Raw genomic sequence first — 19,272 nt, forward strand, 5'->3', positions numbered from 1 at the left:
TCACTCTGCATCCTCATTGGGATACCATCTTAATTTGGATCGACAGGCTTCGTAAAAATTGTGATTTAAAGGATGCAACAATCTCAGACTTTGCTTCTTTTTACGAATCAGGATGACATCATCAGGCATCAGCTCGATATCCACCTGCCCGTCAAAGCTGATGCGTGGATGGATTTCATTGCCTTCATGAATCACAAGCTTCAACTGACTGTTACCATCCACAACCAGGGGCCGGTTAGTCAACATATGAGGATACATGGGGACCAGCACAATAGCATCCAGCTTTGGATGCATGATGGGTCCACCACCCGACAGAGCATAAGCTGTTGAGCCTGTAGGCGTTGCCATAATCAGACCGTCAGAACGCTGGCGATAGACAAACTGGTCTTCAATAAACAATTCAAACTCTATGATCTTGGTGGACACCCCCGGATGCAGCACCACATCATTGAGAGCATCGCCACAACCAATGGTTTGACCCTGGCGCTCAACCTTGGCTTCCAGCAGAAACCGCTTCTCCATTCGGTAATGGCCATTGAGCATTTCGCCAATACAGGTTTCCAGCTCATCGGGTGAAACATCGGTCAGAAAGCCCAAACGTCCAAGGTTGACACCCACTACCGGAACATCATGGACAGAAAGCTCTCTGCCTGCTCCTAATAAACTGCCGTCACCTCCGATGACTACCACCAGATCACAGGTTTTACCCATGCTCGCCCGGTCGCAGACCTGAAAACCATGCCCCGGCAAAAGGCCCGACAATTGCTCATCCAGAGATACAGTCACTCCCTGCAACTGCAGAAAATCGGTCAGACGCTTCAAGGTGTCTTCGATATGGGCCTTACCCTGACGCCCGGTAATCCCAACCTGCTTGAATTCTTCCATCGGTCTAAATCACTTATCGTTGGTGAATTTATCCTGCCTGGATGACACCACACCCAGGATTGGGTGACCGTTGTTATCCTTTGAATGTAAACACACTGATTTGAATCTGTTACTCTTATTCATCACCTGTCGGCTTCTCACAGTCGGCAATGATCAGCCATCATTTTATTATTCAAAGCCATCGTTCGGACACCATGAACTGCCAAAAATGATTCGCCTCTCTCATCAGCAGATAGCCCGGGATGTGCAATGGTTACTCAGCAGCCCTTCCATCATTAACCCTGATTATGATGCGAGGTTTATCTGCCCGGCAACCTGCCCGGTGCATAATGCCCAGATTACAGGCTCTGGCTATTCAGAGCTAGTAGAGATTCTGCGTCAGCGACGGAGTCATCTGCTGGGTATCTATTATGAATCACTCTGGCAATACATCCTCAGACATTCAGAAAACTATCAGCTGATTGCCTGCAATCTTCAGATTCAGAATAATCACCAGACACTGGGTGAGTTCGACCTGATTCTCAAGTCCCTCAAGGACGAGGTTTTTATTCACCGGGAACTCGCCGTCAAGTACTACCTGGGTCTTCCCTCCCACACTCACTCGGCCAGCCCATGGCACCACTGGATTGGACCAGGTCTGCACGACCGCATGGACAAGAAGCTCAACCATATGTTGCACCATCAGATTACGCTTTCACAGACGCTGGCTGGACAACGTGCACTCAACGCTCTGGATATCTCAGGGATAGAGACGGAAATACTTTTTCAGGGATACCTTTTTTATCCGGTCACAGGCATCTGCCCACCCCCTGAAGATTGCTCTGTTTATCATCCGAGAGGACACTGGCTACCCTTTAATCAGCTGTCGTCCTGGCTGGAACTCGAGGAAGGCGAAGTCTGCTACCTGCCTCTGCCAAAATCGCTCTGGCTATCGTCCTACAGAGGCCTGTCTGATGCAGCGACTCATCTCTCCGGAGACGAACTGATCAAGCGCATGCAACTGCAACTATCCAACAGTGCCCGCCCTCAAATGGTGGTTCGATGCCATAAAAAAGAGGGTGAACTGTGTGAAAACAGTCGTTTTTTTGTGGTGCCCGATGACTGGGAAGCCAGGGCGAGAATAGCCGCCAAAATATAAACGACTCTTGTTAACCAATCATTTTTATATAACAATTTGTAACAACTATTTATCGGCATTGATAAATAATTAAAAGGATTACTTTTGCTAATAGGGTATTGTTTTATGAAACGCCGGAGCTTCTTCATCAACCGTTTCTGCAGTAAGCTGTTCTTCATTCTTGCCACTCTTTTTGTTCTGCAATCACCGGCAAGTCATGCCATGGGGTTGATTGATACCCTGACCAGCCAACTAAATGTCAGCAAGTTCCAGGCCGAAGGAGGTGCAGGCGCCCTTCTTCAGTTAGCCAACTCCCAATTATCAAAAGAAGACTTCAGTGTAATCAAGGAAGCTCTACCGGAAACATCGGACTTATTAAAGGCAGCTCCGCAAGTGACCCCTGACAAAAACTCATCGTCGCTGTTAGGCAGTACCAGTTTACTGGGCCATTTCGACACCCTGAGTCAGCAGTTTACAAAACTGGGTCTGAAGGACGAGATGATTTCAAAGTTTTCAACCATACTGATCGATTATCTCAAGGCTAGCCCCAGTGGCGAAGCCGCCGGGCTGTTAAGTTCGGCTCTTCCTTCAGGGTTAACCGATACTGTGGGCTCGCTGATTAATAAATTCAAGTAGCCCACTCCCTGAAGCCACGACGCCCCTGGAGGCCGCCGGTATGAATGAGCAGCAGCCTGCTGATCCCCGACAGTCCTCCCGACCGGGCCATCTTTTTCAGAGCGAAAAATAGTTTACCCGTATAAACAGGGTCCAGAGGGACTCCGGTTTCCCGCTCGAATTCCAGAATAAACTGAATAAGACCGGGGGTGGTTTTGCCATAGCCGCCACAATGGTAATCGAGCTCAAGATTCCATCGTGTTGCGACCGGGGAGAGATACTGCTGAATATCATCCTTCAGAAAGCCTGCTCCCCTGAGCACGGCAACCCCCCTCACGCGGGTGTCACTGCCTGCACTGCGAATAATGCCGGCCATGGTGGCTCCGGTACCACAGGCGAGCCAGATCTCATCATATTCCGAAGCCCGGATGGAGCCTGCGTCAAGAATATCCTCACATCCCCTGACACCCTCTTCGCCCGAGCCTCCTTCGGGAACAATCATCAGCTGATCCAGGGAGAGCGACAGTTGTTTTAAAAGCGCCTGCTGATATTCAGTCTCGTATCGCTTCTTATAGTCAGCACGACTGACATAGATCAGTCTCATACCCCAGCATTCTGCATCCTGCAACATGGCAGAAGGTTTAGCCGGTTTCTCACCGCGAATAATGCCTATTGTCTGAAAGCCAAAACGATAACCTGCCGCCGCCATAGCATGAAGATGATTAGACCAGGCGCCACCAAAACTTAAAAGTGTTCTGATCTTTCTTGAATGCGCTTCAATGAGAAAGTATTTAAGCTTGAACCACTTGTTACCGCTGATTAGCGGATCAACTTGATCAAGGCGAAGGATATCAACAGCAATAGGGCAATTACCTACGAGATAAGTATTTATTCTTTCAACAGGTACACTATTACCAATAAGATTTAAAAAACACATAACCCTGTTTGCTCTTCTGGTTTAACTCTGAGTAAACGAAGATGGCGTAATATGCCAGTGATACAAACGATATCAGTAATAAATAATAAATATAACAAGCCTTCATTCCACTGATCTACGTGCTACAATGGAATCTCACTTAAACATTGTACTCTTACCTGATACCCGAAAAGACAGTGTCTCCAACGACACTTGGTGCTTTGAAAGGTCGCAGAAAAGCAGCTACAGCGTCCCCGGAGATAGAGGAAAAATGGCAAACAAACTGTTCGTTGGTAACCTGGCCTTCGCCGCAACAGAACAAGATCTGGAAGAGGCTTTTGGTGCCTTCGGCGAAATCGAGGAGGCGAAAATTATCCTTGATCGTGAAACCGGTCGTTCTCGTGGCTTTGCTTTCGTAACTTTCAGTTCCGCAGATGCTGCAGAAGCAGCTCTTGCTCTGGATGGTCAGGATGTGGCGGGTCGCAGCATCCGCGTCAGTATCGCAACCGAACGTCCCCGCAACAACAACGGCGGCGCTCGTCGTGGCTTTGGTGGTAATCGTGAAGGCGGTCGTCGCTTTTGACAAAAAGCACGTTCCGCTTCCAAAAAAGCTGGTTCAGTACTAGCTTTTTTTTCGCCTGAAACCTGGCCATCTGTGAATAAAAAAAACGACTACCCAAAGATAATCGTTTTTATGTATGGCGGTGGGTGGGGAACCGTTTGCAGAATTTTCTGATAACAGCCATATTTCAAATTTTTATAAATAGATCCACTGAAATATCAGTAGTTGGTGTATAGCGTACCAACGTTCAAAGTTATAAAATCTTCATCCCAGTCAACAACATCAAATGCCACGTCAATGAGCCGAAACGAGCGCAACGTTCAATTTTACGATTTCTATCTCACAGCACGGGATGTGAGCCTGAAAGGTGTTAAGTTCCCCTGCTCTGTTGATTTTTTGACCCTTGCCACCCACTGGCAAGAGTTAAGTGAAAAAAATAGGACGTCCATATAAAGGAAAAAAATAAAAAATGTTAGTTTGTCAAATATAAGGGTGTCCAATTATTTCAGTTAAGAATCATCCATGCAGTATGGCATCACACCAGCTTTCCTATTGTCGCCCCCTTTCTCGATGAAAATAACTGCCTGACACCGGATGCTTATGTTCCAGCTTCTGATAAATCACACCCGCTCTACCATGCAATAGAGTACCTATTGAAAGGGGTAGAGCTGGAACTACCACCAGGCGTTAGTTTCAGAGATAAAAAAGGAAATCTGCGAACCGCTGCCCGCATTCGCTGGTGGGATGAACAAGCGATTCATTGGTCAAATGCAACCATCGGGACAGGACAAGCAGAATTGCCGAACACTCCACTGCCCGAACAAAGTTATCGCTACACGGATACAGTACCGTTATTTGTCGGGCATTACTGGATGAGTGGACAGCCCGGGCCAATGAGTGACCAGGTTGCCTGTGTTGACTACAGCGTTGCACGCCCTGGGGGAAGACTGGTGGCTTATCGTTGGTCGGGTGAGCAGAAGCTTATTCAGGATAACTTTACTTGGATAGACAGAAATCAATAATAACCAAATGTTATGCATGAGCGCTCTTGATATTGCTTACAACCATTGAAAGAAACAGGTCGGGAATCTGTTCTCAGAAATCATATGTGGCGTTATTGAAGAAAAATAACCGTCGGCTGCTGTAAGGAACTTTTATTATGGATTTGGAATTGATGTTTAATTTACTCGCCTGGGGATTCTTTCTCTCTGGGTGTTACTTTGCCTTTAAACTTATCATTGGTGGCATCATCAGGCTTGCCGATCAGGAGCTGACCTTTGGGTATGTCATCAAATACTGTCTTTTGACTGGGTTATTTTTTGTTTTTGGGCTGACCTCGTTTTTTCTGGGTATAGGCTCTGGGAGTTGGTAGCTGAGAATTCTGCTCAAACAACCGCTTGTACGACATATCACGTGCTACCGTGATTGATGACAGTAGAATCCAATTGTTTACTTTTGGTATTGTTACCTCCGGCAAACAAAGACTTGAAATCACCGGTTTAAAATGACCTCTCGATTAAGCTTATGCAACCAGCCACAATCAAACTCTTCCTCGTCAAGGGCAGCCCAACAGGCCTTCGTACCGCAGAGATCTCAAACTGGACCGGCAAGGCCATTGCTGGCCCCCGCAGTGATCTTGATGACTTTCTGAGCCGCCCAGAACTTAAAAGTCCGGGAGTTTATCTGCTCTCTGGTATTGATGCAGATTCAAACGAGCCTGTGATCTACATTGGTGAAGCAGAGGACGTTTCCAGTCGTCTTAAGCAGCACGCCAAAAATGAAAATAAGGACTACTGGGTTCATACATCAGCGTTCGTCAGCAAAGACGATAACCTGACCAAAGCTCATATTCGTTACATTGAAGGAAAGCTGATCCAACAGGCCCACAACAGCAAGCGAGTGGTTGTGATGAACAGTGCCTCCAGTGGTTCTTCACTGCCTGAAGCCGATCGTGCTGAGATGGATGTTTACATAGAAAGGATGCTGCAATTATTACCCGTACTGGGCATTCACCACCTAACATCCACCAGCCTTTCTCCTGAAAAACCCAAGCTTCTTAACCCTGACAAACCTTCTGATGCTTCTAACCAGATACTCTTATGCAAAGTGAAAGGAAAGCTCACAGCAACAGGAAAGCGATCAGAAGGCGGGTTCACTATTTTCCAAGGGTCTCAAGCGGTAGAGCAAGCGGTTGACTCCTGCCCAGAAAGAATAATCAAGTTTAGATCAAAGCTCATTGAAAAAGGCATACTGGCTCTTGATGACAGCTGTTATATTTTTACTGAGGACTATGAATTCACCAGCCCCAGTGCAGCTGCCGCCATAATCAGAGGTCAAAGCACCAATGGTTTAACTGCCTGGAGAACAGATGATAATCGCACGTTGAAAGACTTGGAAAGGGAGCCTGCGTACAAGTCTCTCTAACTGCGCCGGACCCGGCGCAGTATCTTTTATCTCAACATACTAAATAAATACAAAAAGTTTCACGGCAGGCTGACCCTTATTAAGGGCTCTGTTGCATTTATTGCTTGAAGCCAGCGGTTTGAAACTCTACTTGATAAAACAACCTGACTTGATTGATTATGGTTAAGGAGGCTCTGTCAACCAATTCTTATAGGGAGCCTGACGAGGTAGCTTATGAAAGGACTGTTAAAATTTGGCCTGTTCGGCTTTTTGTTTGTTTTATTTGTAGCTGTTATTGCTCAAGACTCTCTAGGCTCTATGCTGCTTACTCTGTACCTTGGCGCCTTCATGTGGCTATTTCTTATTGTTGCTGCGGCAAAAGCCATTGTATCTTTCTTCAGGACATTTTTCTCAAAGATGGACAAGAAAATTGCACCTGACGAGATTGAACAAAACCAAAGCAGTCAGCAAAATTATGATGTTAGTGATTATCATCCTAAGCATGGCTACGATAGAAGTAGCTCAGACTTACCAGCATCACAAGTCACAGTAGAGTCTGAGTTTGAAGAGATTAAAACGCCGTTTAACGATCACAAAGATGCCGGAAACTTTGGCGAGGCCAAAGTAAGAGCAGTGCTCTCGGAGTTAAAGGGAAAAGTGATCTATGGCTTTATTGGTAGCCAGAATATTTTTTATGCTGGTAAGAATTTTGAGATTGATTTTGTCATAAGTGTGCCAGGAGTCGGTTTTATTATGGCAGAGGTCAAATATCACTCTGGCCAGATTTTTTGTGACAACACGCCGATGTGGAGGCAGATCAAAACCAACGGTTCAACCTACGATTATAAAAATGCTTCAAAGCAGGTCATTAGAACCCGGGGGTTATTCAAAAGGTTGCTGACAGATCATGATATGAACAAATGGCCAATAAAAACGGTGGTAATCTATGCCCATAAAAATGCGGTAATCTATCCGGCAATGAGTCCGGACAACCCGCAAACCGACGTGGTTAAGCTGGAAAACCTGGAGTCGTGGATCAAAAATCTGCCAAAAAACGAACAAATCAGCATGACCAGAGATGAACATAAGCAAATAGAGGCACTTATAGAAAGGCATCACCGTGAATACGAAGCAGCGTAGAGGGAAAATAAAAAATGAAAAACAAGAAATTCCTGATTTTGGTGAATGTGGCATTGTTGATCCTTGGCGGACCTGTGGCGCTGATTTTAGGCGGCATTGCCAGTGCGCTGCTCTATAAAATGGCTGATTCACCTACAGAAGGAACTGATTTTTCAGGTAGTAGCAGTGGCTTCGATCGTTCAGTCAGAGACAGTGGTTTTGACGATGACTCGTTTGCTCATAGCAGCTTAGATTCATTGTCGTCTTCTTTGTTTGAGAACGATAACGCCATTGACTCCTCATCCATGCATAGCTTTAATGATGACGTTTTTTCCAGAGGCCCTACCATAAATCCTGCCACGGGTTTACCGATGATGGACGACAGCATTGGCGGCATTGATGTAGGTGGAAGCCTGTATGGTACGGATACGCATGACTCTTTTAGTTCTTCATACGATGACAGTTTCAGTTTGGGGGGAGGAATAAACAATGGCTGGTAATTATAAATTTACGAAAACCTGAGTTGAGCCTTGGTGCCTGATGTGCTCAAACCACCACCTAATGATGCATTAAATCCGGCGCAGACCCCTTTACCTCCTGAATAAAAGCCTTCTGCCCACTAACACAGTCACAATCCACCCCTGAGCTGGGCCTGGCTAGTCCTGTTGCCGTTGTTGGCTGTAATCTATTTATAACCTTGCTACCTTCAGGAATCATTGATTTTAACCGTTACCAGTGTTGATTCGGATGATCCAAAAGTTATATCAAACCGGGGACATGCATAGAAAATATTGAGATACTCGATAATAGAAGACGGCGGCAACTTCTAAGTTGCCATTTTAGAGCCTGCAATGACTTTGATCCCGGCTTTTGGTCAGTGTGTAGTCAACGCCTACTACCAAAGTGGTACTCAGACTGTCCTTAACCGTAATGGTCTTGGTCAGGTCAGGCATTTTATCGAACGGGATCAGTTCATCAGCCACACCAAAAGACGTGTGGGGTTCATCGGTAACTGCCGTAAAGTCGTGGGCAGTGAGGCTGGCAGAAATAGACGAGATCCGGCTGATAGTGTTTCGGTTACCGCCACCGCCCAAGTAGTTTTTCAGTTCCTTTTTATCTTCTTCAAAACTGAACTTGAACTCGCTGACGTTACCAACGGGCAGCAGAGGCGCGCTGCCATCGGCAGGTTTGAGGTAGATGCTTCCGGCACCAATAAAACTACGATCTATCCTAGACATGGTTTTTCTCCTATCTTGTAGGCCATGGGTTAATCACGGGAGGGTTTTACATGTTAGAAATGCTGTTTGAACAGCTCAATGTGCTTGGTAGACAGTTAGAGGTTTGTTGTCAGAGTCCAATGACTGGCTTCTTTCGGAACGGATATTGCCATACCTGTCCACAGGACTCCGGCAGTCATACGGTCTGCGCCCGGATGACCGATGAGTTCCTGCAATTTTCCCTGTCCAAAGGTAACGACCTCATCACACCTAATCCTGCGTTTGGCTTTCCCGGCCTGAAAGCCGGTGACCGTTGGTGTCTGTGCGTAAGTCGCTGGGTGGAGGCTCATAAGGCAGGTGTTGCCCCGCCGGTTTACCTGGCTGCGACCAATATGGCAGCGCTTGAAATGGTTGACTTGGCGACGCTGGAGCAGATGGCATTGGATTGCTATTAAACGACGACTTCAATGTGTAGCTGCAAGTCAGCAAACGAAAGATGGGCATTGCTTGGGGCAATATCAAACCGGGTTTCACTGAAGCTGATATTTCGGGCTTCTGGAGTGAAGCGTTGCCCAGTGGTGAATAGCTCACGGATAGCAGTATCGGTGCCAACCAATGTCAGGTAAACCCCTTTCTTGTTTTTTCGTTTTGGGAAATGTGGCGATAGGTTTGCCAGCCAGAGATGAACCCTTAACTGGAATTGCCCAATCGGCTCCTTGCTTACGACAGAAAGCGTACACCTCATCGGTGTAGTGACCACCAGAGTCTATGCAGAACTGAGCTACATTCATTTTGGTGCCATCCTGCCGGGTGTAAGTTTTATACAGCATATCCGCCAGGGCATCCCATATTGGCTGACGGGATAAGTCACCATAAAGCCGCAAATAATCAATAGACCAGCTTTCCTCTCCAGCTCCCCAACCCGTCACTTCAAACTCAAAACGCTCATCCTGGACATCAAAGCCAACCGTCAGCATCTCCACCCACCAGGACAGCTCTGCCGGGTAATGTTCCCGTCACTGGTAGAGCAAGGTATGCTCTACCGTTCCACCTCTTTCCGTCCATGTCTCACCAAGTACCGTATTGGTCCAGTCCTTGAATTGTACCGAGTTACTTTTGGCGGCAAGAAAGTCCTCTACCGCATTTTGCCAGCTGTACCAGCCATTAGGGCTGTAGAGCGAACTCAGGTGAAAACCGGCTACCTTGCTACTCTTTTCAGTTTCAGCCTGCCAATGGCCATTAGTGAGCAGTTTAGGTTTGTCTTTTTCATAATGCTTGTGGCCACACTGTACACACTCAAACCGAGTGGTTGCCGGGTCATGGTTATCAAAGATGATCTGGGCCCAGACGATCGGTTGGTAGTGTCCACAGCTATTGCAGGGAACCAGATAGCGTCGTTTATCACTGCTTTCATAAGCCGCTTCAATCTTGCTGGTTTCTGCAATATTGGGCGTACTGACCATCAATATTTTACGGTTACGGCTAAAAGTGGCTGTTCGCTTGATCGCCAGATTGATAGGACTGCCTTCGCCATCCACGTCATCGTCGTAGGCATCCACCTCATCCATAAACAGAAAGCGGGCAGGCATCGAGCGCAACCCTGCCGCTGAGTTGGCTCCGGTAAAGATCAGCACACCATTGGGAAACTCTTTGGTCAGCAATGTATTGCCACTGTCACGGCTCCGTGGATCTTTTACCTTCTCCCGAAGATCAGGCATTTCATCGATCATCGGAGCAATGCGCTGCTTGGAGGTTCGCTTTGCCATATCCAGCGTGGGCAGCACATACATCATCGGACCCGGCGTATGGTCAATCACATAGCCCAGCCAGTTATTGCCACATTCAGTGCCGCCCACCTGGGCACCTTTCATAAATACCACCTGCTCAACAGGTGACGATGGTGAGAGACAATCCATGATCTCTTTCAGATACGGTGTGCGGGAAGTTCGCCAGCGTCCTGCTTCTTTGGTGGCTTTTGCTGGAAGAATCCGCTTTTGATCAGCCCGTTCGGAAACGGTCAGGCGATTGTCTGGTCTCAGCCCTTTGAAGAAGCCTTCAAAATATGGGCTTTTGACTGACAGGCTATTAACCATTTAAACAACCTTTGAAGAAACCTATTAATAGGTCTATTATTTGATCTTTTAATGAACCGTAAAAGGAGCTTGCTATGGCCTCAGTCCATCCTATTCTCGCTGACGTCAGTGCCGGGATATCCGAACTAAAAAAGAACCCGATGGCCGTTCTGAAAGAAGCCAATGGTGAAACCGTGGCCATCCTGAATCGCAATCAACCCGTGTTTTATGCGGTACCAGCCCATCTTTATGAAGCCATGCTCGATGCTTTGGACGACCTGGAACTCGCTGCCATCGTCGAAGAACGCAAAAATGATGAGAGGATTCGGGTAAATATTGATGACCTATGAGCTGGATTTTTCTGCACTGGCGTGGAAAGAATGACAGAAACTCAACTCCACGGTGAGAGAACAGTTCAAAGCCAAGCTGCATAAACGCTTGGAGAACCCCAGAGTCCCGAAAGATAAGCTGTCCGGCTAAAGGTGGGGGATGAAAACTCGGGCAGGAGTGAAAAAACCGTATTTTTTAGGGCTAAACAACGAAAAAAACCTAGCGACAAAAATCACTAGGTTCTTGAATATGGCGGACCGGACGGGACTCGAACCCGCGACCTCCGGCGTGACAGGCCGGCATTCTAACCAACTGAACTACCGGTCCGCGTTCTTTTTAATAAAGAACAGTATTTAATCACTGCTCTCTATAAATCTGGTGGGTGATGACGGGATCGAACCGCCGACCCTCTGCTTGTAAGGCAGATGCTCTCCCAGCTGAGCTAATCACCCTGATCTGAAGCTTTTGGCTTCAGAAATCGATTGCGCCTGTCGTGCAATCTTTGCTTTCAATCAAGAAACCTGGCGGACCGGACGGGACTCGAACCCGCGACCTCCGGCGTGACAGGCCGGCATTCTAACCAACTGAACTACCGGTCCGCATTCTCTTTAATAAAGAACAGTATTTAATCACTGTTCTCTATAAATCTGGTGGGTGATGACGGGATCGAACCGCCGACCCTCTGCTTGTAAGGCAGATGCTCTCCCAGCTGAGCTAATCACCCTGATCTGAAGCTTTTCGCTTCAGAGATCGATTGCGCCTGTCGTACAATCTTTGCTTTCAATCAAGAAACCTGGCGGACCGGACGGGACTCGAACCCGCGACCTCCGGCGTGACAGGCCGGCATTCTAACCAACTGAACTACCGGTCCGCATTCATTTAATAAAGAGCACATTTAATCACTGCTCTCTATAAAAACTGGTGGGTGATGACGGGATCGAACCGCCGACCCTCTGCTTGTAAGGCAGATGCTCTCCCAGCTGAGCTAATCACCCAAAGTATTTTTTAACGACCCCTGGCTGACGAGTCGGTACCGACTATACATGAAGACATTTGTCGTTCAAGTCCTGATTGAGAGAAGTAATGAAAAAGAAATCATCGACTACTGCATCCTGAATCAGATGGCGGACCGGACGGGACTCGAACCCGCGACCTCCGGCGTGACAGGCCGGCATTCTAACCAACTGAACTACCGGTCCGCTATACAGCTCAATTAACCTGCCACTTTGCGTCTTAACATTCAAAGTGGTGGGTGATGACGGGATCGAACCGCCGACCCTCTGCTTGTAAGGCAGATGCTCTCCCAGCTGAGCTAATCACCCTTCGGTCATGGCCGTGTGTCTCTCAACAACGCGGCGCATTATAAGCAGCGAACCGAACCTCACGCAACCGCCTTTAGACACTTTTTTTATAAGTATCGATAACATAGCATTGCAAAAGGATATTGAGGCTACGAGAAACCTTCCCGGTTAAAGCAGCTTTATGAATACTCAATACCGAAAACAACACACATTCTCTCACTTAGCGTAAGCCTGATGCGTATAATGCAGGCACTCAATTTTGCATGGACTCAATCATGTGGTTTAAAAACCTGATTTTCTATCGTTTCACCAAACCCATTGCATGGAACAGTGAAGAGCTGGAAGAAAAGCTCTCTGAAAAACGCTTTCGTGGCTGCAACAGTCAGGACATCAGCTCTTATGGCTGGGTGCCACCTTTGGGTCGCCATGGAGATATGCTGACTCACACCAGTGGTGATTTTGTCATGATCTGCGCCAAGAAAGAGGAAAAGATTCTTCCCGCCAGTGTTATCAAAGATGCCCTGGAAGAAAAAATAGAAACGATAGAACAGGAAGAACAACGGGAAGTGTTCAGTAAGGAAAAAAAAGCGCTCAAGGACGACATTATGATGGAGCTGCTGCCCAGAGCTTTCACCAAACATCAGAAAACGTTCGCTTACATAGATACAAGAGAGGGCTGGCTGGTTGTGGACGCTTCTTCTTTCAAGAAAGCAGAAGAACTGACCAGCTGTCTGAGAGAATGCCTCGGTAGCCTGCCGGTTATTAACCCCCCCTTAAAGAACCTGCCCTCAGCGTCCATGACACAATGGCTTTCAGAAAACCCTGCTGTCCCAGCCCCCTTTATTCTGGGTGACGAATGCGACCTGCGAGAGCCTGGTGATGAGGGTGGGCAAATCAATGTCCGTCGGCAGGCATTGATCACAGAAGAAATTCAGGCTCACCTGGAGGGCGGCATGCAGGTGAGCAAATTGTCCCTGCAATGGGATGAAGCACAAACTTTTGTGCTCAGTGATGATCTGATTGTACGAAAGCTGAAGTTCACTGAAGTGATCCAGGATCAACTGGACGAAGTAGAAGCAGAAACTGCGGCGGAACAATTCGATGCCGATTTCGCAGTCATGAGCCTTTCCCTGAGAAAGCTGATCAATGACCTGGCAGAGGCGCTAGGCGGACTTACAGAAGGGACAACTGAATCTTAAGCGACGGTTCAGGTAAGAAAACCCGCCACCGGGCTTCCCTTCACAGGAAGCCCAACTCATACCAACTCACTAATCCGTCAATGCATCAACCCAAACAGCTTGCCACGATAACGCTTGGCCAATGGGTCTCCAGCCCCCAGCTGATCAAAAACCTTTAGCATTAGCAGTCTGGCTCCGTCTTCACGGAAGGTACGGTCTGTTCTGACAATCAACAGAAGGTTTTCCAGGGCCTGCTCATTGTCATCGGCAATCACCTGACGGATAGCAAGCTGATAACGAGCCTCATGATCGTTTTCATCATCATGAAGGCGAGCTTCCAGTTCTGCCATTTGCGGTGCCCGGACCACCATCTCATAGAAAGCCAGCTTCGCCCTGGGCTGGGCAATGCCTGCGGCATCGGCAGGCAGTGCAGCCATCAAGGCTTTGGCATCGTCAACACGATCCAGTTCCAGCAGAAGGTTAACCTGAAGTACCTGAAGCGCCTGATTTTCGGGCTCTTCCTGTAAAATCTGCTGCAACAGCAGCAGCGCCTGCTCGTGCTGCCCCTCGTCAATCAACTGATCGACCTGCAAACGGATACGCTCCACAGGGCTCATTGTCAAAGGATCCAGCACTTCTTTCAGAGCCACCTCAGTCTGTAAACCGGACAACACCTGCACAGGTTGTCCCTGATGGAAGAAAACCAGTGTCGGGACACTGCGGACACCCAGCTGAGCCATTAACTGCTGACCCAGAGGTTGATCTGCATCCAGTTTGGCCAACAAAAACTTACCCTGATAGCTCTCTACCAGATTGGCCAGAATCGGTAGCTGACTTTTGCAGGGCTCACACCACTCAGCCCAGATATCCAGTAGCACCGGTCGCTGGGCCGACTGTTCAACTAATACTTCTCGAACATTTTCTTCTGTCAGATCAACAATATTCGGCAATTCATTCATACTCAGATTCTCTAGCCGCCTCGTCAGGAGCGCAGCATTCTTTAATAAAAAGTTGTCATAAAGGGCATTAAAGGCAGCTCATATGACTTGTTAGTGAAGCATTACTGCAATCTTACCCACAAAATCTGTGGATAACTTTGTGGAAGAACCTGCCAAATCATTCAGAAAGACTGATTCTTACTGCCTCACATACAAATCGATCACTTTTTGATCAATTATTTTTCTTTAATTTTCAACAAGTTACAACTCATCCTTATAAAATCAATTACTTAGACCCGATGCGTTTTTTTGACGTCAAGGGCTTGACATTTGTGCATAAAAAACAGATGACGTAAGCCTTATTCAGATCATCTATTGAAAAAAGAGGGCAAATTACCGTCATACCGCAGGTTTTCGCTAATAACCAATCGCTATTAAGCGGCCAACCCCCGTCAACCGGCTCAAACGACTGAAGAACGCCCGACTAAAACCTTTAATCAATCAAACCATATTGATCCTTGAGAATGGCTACAATTTCGGCTTTGGGGCTGTCTGAGAGTTGAACAGGCTCGCCTGTAATGCGCTCAGCAATATCCAGATAGGTTCTGGATACAGCCATCATAATGGATTGAGGCAGCTCGTTTTCTTCGGCCAGGGCCCGTCGCTCGTGCATCCTGTCCTTGTTGAGCAGAATGTCAGGGTCAGGAAAATAATTCAGCAACTGTTGGCGAAAACCTTCCTTGGAGTTTTCCACCACCTTACCCACTCTGTATGACGCACCGTCCCAGATTCTGGATGAATCCGGTGTTCCTACTTCATCCATGTAAATTAGCCTGTCCTGACCACTGGCAGTGGCGACATACCCAAACTCAAACTTGGTATCCACAAACACCTGATCCAGCTTGCCAAGGGCTTCGGAAATGACATCAAAGCCTTCTTTAAGAAGCCTTTCATAACGATCAATATCTTCAGGCTTGTGAAAGTTAAAAGACCTGTAATTTGCCTCAAGGTCAGCACGAGTGATATTAACATCATCCACCTCCGGCACACCGGGAATCCCTTTCAGAATACCCTTGGTGGAAGGTGTTATCAGCAAATCCGGTAATTTCTGATCCTTCTCAAGACCATCCGGAAGCCGGATACCACAGAAATCACGCTCACCCTTGCTGTAGGCACGCCACATGGATCCTGTAATGTATTGACGACAGATCGCTTCAATCATCACTGGCCGGGCTTTTTGAACGATCCAGACGAAGGGATGGGGAATATCCAGTATGTGGCTGTCAGCCAGCCCCGATTCCCTGAACAATTTGAACCAGTGATTGGAGATCGCATTCAGGGCAGCCCCTTTTCCGGGTACACCCTGCATGTTTCCTTCACCCTTCCAGATGCAGTCAAAGGCACTCATCCGGTCAGAAATCACCATGATAGCCAGAGGCGTATCACCGGCTACATCATAGCCCTTTTCCCTGATCAGACGACGGCTGTCCGCCTCTGTCAACCAATAAACAGAGCGGACCTTACCTGAGTGCACGGGAAGCTCTGTTCGAATAGGAAGGTCGTTATTTACGGCCAGTACTTTATCAGCAAAGCTCATTGCCAACATCCTGCATTCTACTAATGGACAATCAACTGAAGCGAATAAGAGCCGCTCCATGGAACTGTTTCGTTGCCTGGCAAACAAAACAAAAAAGCCAGTCATGGAGACTGGCTTTTACAATGCGATTCTACCCTATTTGAGGTTTTCCTTAACAAGATTCAGCAACTTACGACTGATCTCGGCAGGTGCTGAGGTATTGGCATCCTTTTCTACCGAGACCCTGACGACCCCATTCAATTCTGAAACTCTCATTAACAGAACATCCTTGGGTGCCTCTTTCTTTTCATCGCCGCCAAACCAACCACTGAACCAGCCACTGGATTCTTTGTCTTTTTTGACCACTCCTTCAGGATCTACCTGCAGGTAGAAAATACCTGCGGAGCGGTTCTTATCGGTCACATCCACCCCAGCCTGTTGCAGTGCAGCATCAACAGCAGACCAGCTACGGGCATAGGAGAGCTGATCCATTCTCAGTAGCGGATTACCAGCACCGTCCTGCTCCATAACAGCCAGGTTGCCCAGATTCAGATCCTGAGCCAGATAAGAGACGGATTTTTCACTGCCATCACGCACCATGAACAGCAGCAGTTCATTCAATATACTGTCAACCATCTTCTGACTGCGCCCAGCAAAGTTGTTCCACCCTGGCTCAGTGGTGATTCTCTGGCCTTCTTCAGGAACGGCGCGAGACTTGATCTTCAAACGCACCTCAGAGGAATCTGGTTTCACACCCTGGCGCACTTCGAACTGGAAACGATCTTCAACAGGACCGGTCACCTCAGCACCCATCAACTTACTGAAGGCACGGGAGACATAACCTTTTTCCGGGTCTTTGCCCAGATCAGTCCACTCTGTTTCAAGAACGCCCTGTTTGACATCCCGGGATCTGGCCGGAATGTTGTTTTCTTCCAGGAAAGCCAGAACTTTTGGCCAGACTTCACCGGGCGAATGCCCCACCAGCAACCACTCTTCATCACCTGCCCTTTCGATGGTATAGACGCCACCTGCTTCCTGAGTCAGGCGCTGGTCAGGTCTGGGCACATCAAAATCGGATTCCAGTTGCGAGTGGTCCGCAGAAATGGGCGGAATAGACAAGGATTCCACCATGGGCTCTGCATTCATCTGCTCAGGTATTTCCAGCGACCTGGTCACCCGTGCCTGAGTATAATCACCGGATTTATCCCGGAAATAACCCTCCTTGCCGAATGGATTGGAACAACCTGCCAGTGCCAGAGCACAGGCCATAACCGGCAAGGTTTTCATCACTCGCGACATACGATCTCCATTCTGAAAAGCTCCATAACAATCCCCCGGATGATACCTTCGTTTCCCGGGTTCAGTCATAATCAGGTGCCGGGATCAGGCTCAACGCCTGGTCCCTTGAATAATTAAATCAGTTCAGCCTGCTTCAAGGCTTCACGTAGAACCGGGTGGCAACCTTCGGACAAGGGCGTCAGTGGCAGGCGTATGCCCTCTCCAATCAGTCCCATTTCCGACAACGCCCATTTCACAGGAATCGGATTCGCCTCAACAAACAGATTCTGATGCAATCCGTCCAGTTTAGCGTTAATCGCCTCGGCTGTAGCGCGATCTCCATTAAGAGCCGCTACACACATTTCATGCATTTTCCGAGGAGCCAGATTATTGGTTACAGAAATAACACCGTTAGCGCCCTGCAACATCATCTCCATGCCGGTAGCGTCATCACCGGAGTATATAGCAAAGTCATTACCGCACAGTTCACGAATCTGGATGCCACGCTCGACAATGCCGGTGGCTTCTTTTATACCCACGATATTTTCGTGACCGGAAAGACGCGCCACAGTTTCAGGCAACATATCCACGGCGGTACGACCGGGTACATTATAGAGAATCTGAGGAATGGCCACAGAGTCAGCAATGGTTTTATAATGCAGGTACAAACCTTCCTGGGTTGGCTTGTTGTAATAAGGAGTCACCAGCAGGCAGGCATCAGCTCCCAGGATTTTTGCCTCTGCTGTCAATAAAACAGCTTCCTGGGTAGAATTTCCTCCGGTACCGGCAATCACCGGAATACGGCCACTAACCTGTCTGACAATCCGTTTAATCACTTCGCAGTGTTCTTGCACGGTCAGAGTAGCAGATTCTCCGGTAGTACCCACTGCCACGATGCCATCAGTACCTTCCTCTATATGAAATTCAACCAGTTTCTGGAGACGTTCCCAGTCCGGCTCTCCATCGTCCTGCATCGGGGTCACAAGCGCTACAAGGCTACCGGTAATCATCTATCCACTCCAAGAGATCAGTCATAAGCTGTGCATAATGTTACTGACGCGCACCGGCATTAACAAGAGCAGCGTTGACATTCTGCCCGACTCAGTCCAGCTTTATAGACCATTGTCAGTCATTCGCACTATGCTACAGGCTCGCTGCATCTGAAAACAATCTGTTGATCTGGCCGTTTTTGTGGCTGAATATAAAATTCTGACATCTATTAAAGCCAGCTGAAGCAGAGACAACCGTTTACTATTCAGACTTACTATCAAAGACAAGAGAATCGAAGGAAGAACAATGAGTTTTACCCTAGGCCAACCCGTTACGGAATTCACCGCCCAGGCAACCAATAACACCACCGTCACCCTGTCCGAACTGAAAGGCAAGAAGGTCGTCATCTATTTCTACCCCAAAGACAACACTCCGGGCTGCATCAGTGAAGGCCAGACTTTCCGGGATCTGTTCCAGGAATTTCAGGAAGCTGACACCCTGATTTTCGGTGTCTCCCGTGACAGCCTGAAATCTCACGAAAATTTCAAGGCTAAACATGAGTTCCCGTTCGAGCTGATCTCCGATCCGGACGAAGAACTCTGCAAACTGTTTGATGTCATCAAGTTAAAGAATATGTACGGCAAAGAGTACATGGGAATTGAGCGCAGCACGTTCCTCATTGATCGTGAGGGCACCCTGCAACACGAGTGGCGTAAGGTACGGATCAAAAACCATGTAGAAGACGTTCTACAGGCTACTCAGGCACTGGGTTAAT

At 47.8% G+C, this 19,272-nt stretch carries 20 protein-coding genes, 8 tRNA genes and 1 pseudogene; 12 read left to right on the forward strand and 17 right to left on the reverse strand.

Annotated elements, in window-relative coordinates:
• Positions 1-885: an NAD(+) kinase gene (locus ACOJUN_RS24325; RefSeq protein ID WP_422134424.1), complete on the reverse strand. Its 885-nt coding sequence runs from the start codon at positions 883-885 to the stop codon at positions 1-3.
• 208 nt (positions 886-1,093) lie between these two features.
• On the opposite strand from ACOJUN_RS24325, the gene ACOJUN_RS24330 reads away from it, so the two are divergent.
• Together ACOJUN_RS24330 and ACOJUN_RS24335 are read left to right on the forward strand one after the other, a co-directional pair.
• A complete protein-coding gene (locus ACOJUN_RS24330) occupies positions 1,094-2,023 on the forward strand; it encodes a DUF1853 family protein (RefSeq protein ID WP_422134425.1) in 930 nt (309 codons plus the stop codon).
• A 105-nt stretch (positions 2,024-2,128) separates the two neighbouring features.
• A complete protein-coding gene (locus tag ACOJUN_RS24335) occupies positions 2,129-2,638 on the forward strand; it encodes a DUF2780 domain-containing protein (RefSeq protein ID WP_422134426.1) in 510 nt (169 codons plus the stop codon).
• Here ACOJUN_RS24335 and ACOJUN_RS24340 read toward each other — a convergent pair.
• Entirely contained in the window at positions 2,631-3,554 is a 924-nt protein-coding gene (locus tag ACOJUN_RS24340; protein WP_422134427.1) for a 1-aminocyclopropane-1-carboxylate deaminase/D-cysteine desulfhydrase, read from the reverse strand. The genes ACOJUN_RS24335 and ACOJUN_RS24340 overlap by 8 nt on opposite strands.
• Positions 3,555-3,681: 127 nt before the next feature.
• Between ACOJUN_RS24340 and ACOJUN_RS24345 the strand changes: the two genes are divergently transcribed.
• The 6 genes from ACOJUN_RS24345 (at position 3,682) to ACOJUN_RS24370 (ending at position 8,117) form a co-directional block, all read left to right on the forward strand.
• Positions 3,682-4,116, forward strand: coding sequence for an RNA recognition motif domain-containing protein (locus ACOJUN_RS24345; protein ID WP_422134428.1), 435 nt, complete (start codon positions 3,682-3,684; stop codon positions 4,114-4,116).
• Positions 4,117-4,748: 632 nt separating this feature from the next.
• On the forward strand, positions 4,749-5,117 hold the full coding sequence (locus ACOJUN_RS24350) for a hypothetical protein (protein ID WP_422134429.1): 369 nt from the start codon (positions 4,749-4,751) through the stop codon (positions 5,115-5,117).
• 137 nt (positions 5,118-5,254) lie between these two features.
• A complete protein-coding gene (locus ACOJUN_RS24355; RefSeq protein ID WP_422134430.1) occupies positions 5,255-5,467 on the forward strand; it encodes a hypothetical protein in 213 nt (70 codons plus the stop codon).
• Between the two features lie 152 nt (positions 5,468-5,619).
• Positions 5,620-6,519 carry a GIY-YIG nuclease family protein gene (locus ACOJUN_RS24360; protein WP_422134431.1) on the forward strand — a complete coding sequence of 300 codons (900 nt, stop codon included), beginning with the start codon at positions 5,620-5,622 and terminating at the stop codon, positions 6,517-6,519.
• Between the two features lie 213 nt (positions 6,520-6,732).
• Positions 6,733-7,638 carry a nuclease-related domain-containing protein gene (locus tag ACOJUN_RS24365; protein WP_422134432.1) on the forward strand — a complete coding sequence of 302 codons (906 nt, stop codon included), beginning with the start codon at positions 6,733-6,735 and terminating at the stop codon, positions 7,636-7,638.
• Between the two features lie 14 nt (positions 7,639-7,652).
• Entirely contained in the window at positions 7,653-8,117 is a 465-nt protein-coding gene (locus ACOJUN_RS24370; protein ID WP_422134433.1) for a hypothetical protein, read from the forward strand.
• 339 nt (positions 8,118-8,456) lie between these two features.
• Here ACOJUN_RS24370 and ACOJUN_RS24375 read toward each other — a convergent pair whose 3' ends face one another.
• On the reverse strand, positions 8,457-8,855 hold the full coding sequence (locus ACOJUN_RS24375; protein ID WP_422134434.1) for a hypothetical protein: 399 nt from the start codon (positions 8,853-8,855) through the stop codon (positions 8,457-8,459).
• 50 nt (positions 8,856-8,905) lie between these two features.
• Between ACOJUN_RS24375 and ACOJUN_RS24380 the strand changes: the two genes are divergently transcribed.
• The gene (locus ACOJUN_RS24380; RefSeq protein WP_422134435.1) at positions 8,906-9,289 is read left to right on the forward strand and encodes a DUF2237 family protein; all 384 of its coding nucleotides are present in this window, start codon (positions 8,906-8,908) and stop codon (positions 9,287-9,289) included.
• On the opposite strand, the gene ACOJUN_RS24385 is transcribed toward ACOJUN_RS24380, so the two are convergent.
• Together ACOJUN_RS24385 and ACOJUN_RS24390 are read right to left on the reverse strand one after the other, a co-directional pair.
• Positions 9,286-9,450 carry a hypothetical protein gene (locus ACOJUN_RS24385; RefSeq protein WP_422134436.1) on the reverse strand — a complete coding sequence of 55 codons (165 nt, stop codon included), beginning with the start codon at positions 9,448-9,450 and terminating at the stop codon, positions 9,286-9,288. The two genes, ACOJUN_RS24380 and ACOJUN_RS24385, sit on opposite strands and share 4 nt — an antisense overlap.
• A pseudogene (locus ACOJUN_RS24390) lies at positions 9,422-10,927 on the reverse strand (phage terminase large subunit family protein). Before ACOJUN_RS24390 ends, ACOJUN_RS24385 begins: the two are co-directional and overlap by 29 nt.
• Before the next feature lie 74 nt (positions 10,928-11,001).
• Here ACOJUN_RS24390 and ACOJUN_RS24395 point away from each other — a divergent pair.
• Entirely contained in the window at positions 11,002-11,256 is a 255-nt protein-coding gene (locus ACOJUN_RS24395; protein WP_422134437.1) for a type II toxin-antitoxin system Phd/YefM family antitoxin, read from the forward strand.
• Between the two features lie 230 nt (positions 11,257-11,486).
• Here ACOJUN_RS24395 and ACOJUN_RS24400 read toward each other — a convergent pair.
• The 8 genes from ACOJUN_RS24400 to ACOJUN_RS24435 form a co-directional block, all read right to left on the reverse strand.
• A tRNA-Asp gene (locus ACOJUN_RS24400) sits at positions 11,487-11,563 on the reverse strand.
• A 49-nt stretch (positions 11,564-11,612) separates the two neighbouring features.
• Positions 11,613-11,688 (reverse strand) — tRNA-Val (locus ACOJUN_RS24405).
• A gap of 70 nt (positions 11,689-11,758) precedes the next feature.
• Positions 11,759-11,835 (reverse strand) — tRNA-Asp (locus ACOJUN_RS24410).
• 49 nt (positions 11,836-11,884) lie between these two features.
• Positions 11,885-11,960: transfer RNA gene (locus tag ACOJUN_RS24415), tRNA-Val, on the reverse strand.
• Between the two features lie 70 nt (positions 11,961-12,030).
• A tRNA-Asp gene (locus tag ACOJUN_RS24420) sits at positions 12,031-12,107 on the reverse strand.
• A gap of 48 nt (positions 12,108-12,155) precedes the next feature.
• A tRNA-Val gene (locus ACOJUN_RS24425) sits at positions 12,156-12,231 on the reverse strand.
• A gap of 127 nt (positions 12,232-12,358) precedes the next feature.
• Positions 12,359-12,435: transfer RNA gene (locus ACOJUN_RS24430), tRNA-Asp, on the reverse strand.
• A gap of 47 nt (positions 12,436-12,482) precedes the next feature.
• A tRNA-Val gene (locus tag ACOJUN_RS24435) sits at positions 12,483-12,558 on the reverse strand.
• Positions 12,559-12,812: 254 nt separating this feature from the next.
• Here ACOJUN_RS24435 and rdgC point away from each other — a divergent pair.
• Positions 12,813-13,736 carry a recombination-associated protein RdgC gene (gene rdgC / locus ACOJUN_RS24440; RefSeq protein ID WP_422134438.1) on the forward strand — a complete coding sequence of 308 codons (924 nt, stop codon included), beginning with the start codon at positions 12,813-12,815 and terminating at the stop codon, positions 13,734-13,736.
• A 77-nt stretch (positions 13,737-13,813) separates the two neighbouring features.
• Here rdgC and ACOJUN_RS24445 read toward each other — a convergent pair whose 3' ends face one another.
• The 4 genes from ACOJUN_RS24445 to dapA all read right to left on the reverse strand — a co-directional run bounded on the left by ACOJUN_RS24445 (position 13,814) and on the right by dapA (position 18,517).
• The gene (locus ACOJUN_RS24445) at positions 13,814-14,674 is read right to left on the reverse strand and encodes a tetratricopeptide repeat protein (protein WP_422134439.1); all 861 of its coding nucleotides are present in this window, start codon (positions 14,672-14,674) and stop codon (positions 13,814-13,816) included.
• Positions 14,675-15,146: 472 nt separating this feature from the next.
• Positions 15,147-16,250 (reverse strand): phosphoribosylaminoimidazolesuccinocarboxamide synthase, encoded by a 1,104-nt coding sequence (locus ACOJUN_RS24450; protein WP_422134440.1) that lies wholly within the window; start codon positions 16,248-16,250, stop codon positions 15,147-15,149.
• 135 nt (positions 16,251-16,385) lie between these two features.
• Positions 16,386-17,528, reverse strand: coding sequence for an outer membrane protein assembly factor BamC (gene bamC / locus ACOJUN_RS24455; protein WP_422134441.1), 1,143 nt, complete (start codon positions 17,526-17,528; stop codon positions 16,386-16,388).
• A 113-nt stretch (positions 17,529-17,641) separates the two neighbouring features.
• Entirely contained in the window at positions 17,642-18,517 is an 876-nt protein-coding gene (gene dapA, locus ACOJUN_RS24460) for a 4-hydroxy-tetrahydrodipicolinate synthase (RefSeq protein ID WP_422134442.1), read from the reverse strand.
• 286 nt (positions 18,518-18,803) lie between these two features.
• On the opposite strand from dapA, the gene ACOJUN_RS24465 reads away from it, so the two are divergent.
• Positions 18,804-19,271 (forward strand): peroxiredoxin, encoded by a 468-nt coding sequence (locus ACOJUN_RS24465; RefSeq protein ID WP_422134443.1) that lies wholly within the window; start codon positions 18,804-18,806, stop codon positions 19,269-19,271.
• The last annotated feature ends 1 nt before the right edge of the window (position 19,272 follow it).

It is taken from the genome of Endozoicomonas sp. ALD040 (assembly GCF_049275945.1).
Taxonomy (GTDB): domain Bacteria; phylum Pseudomonadota; class Gammaproteobacteria; order Pseudomonadales; family Endozoicomonadaceae; genus Endozoicomonas_A.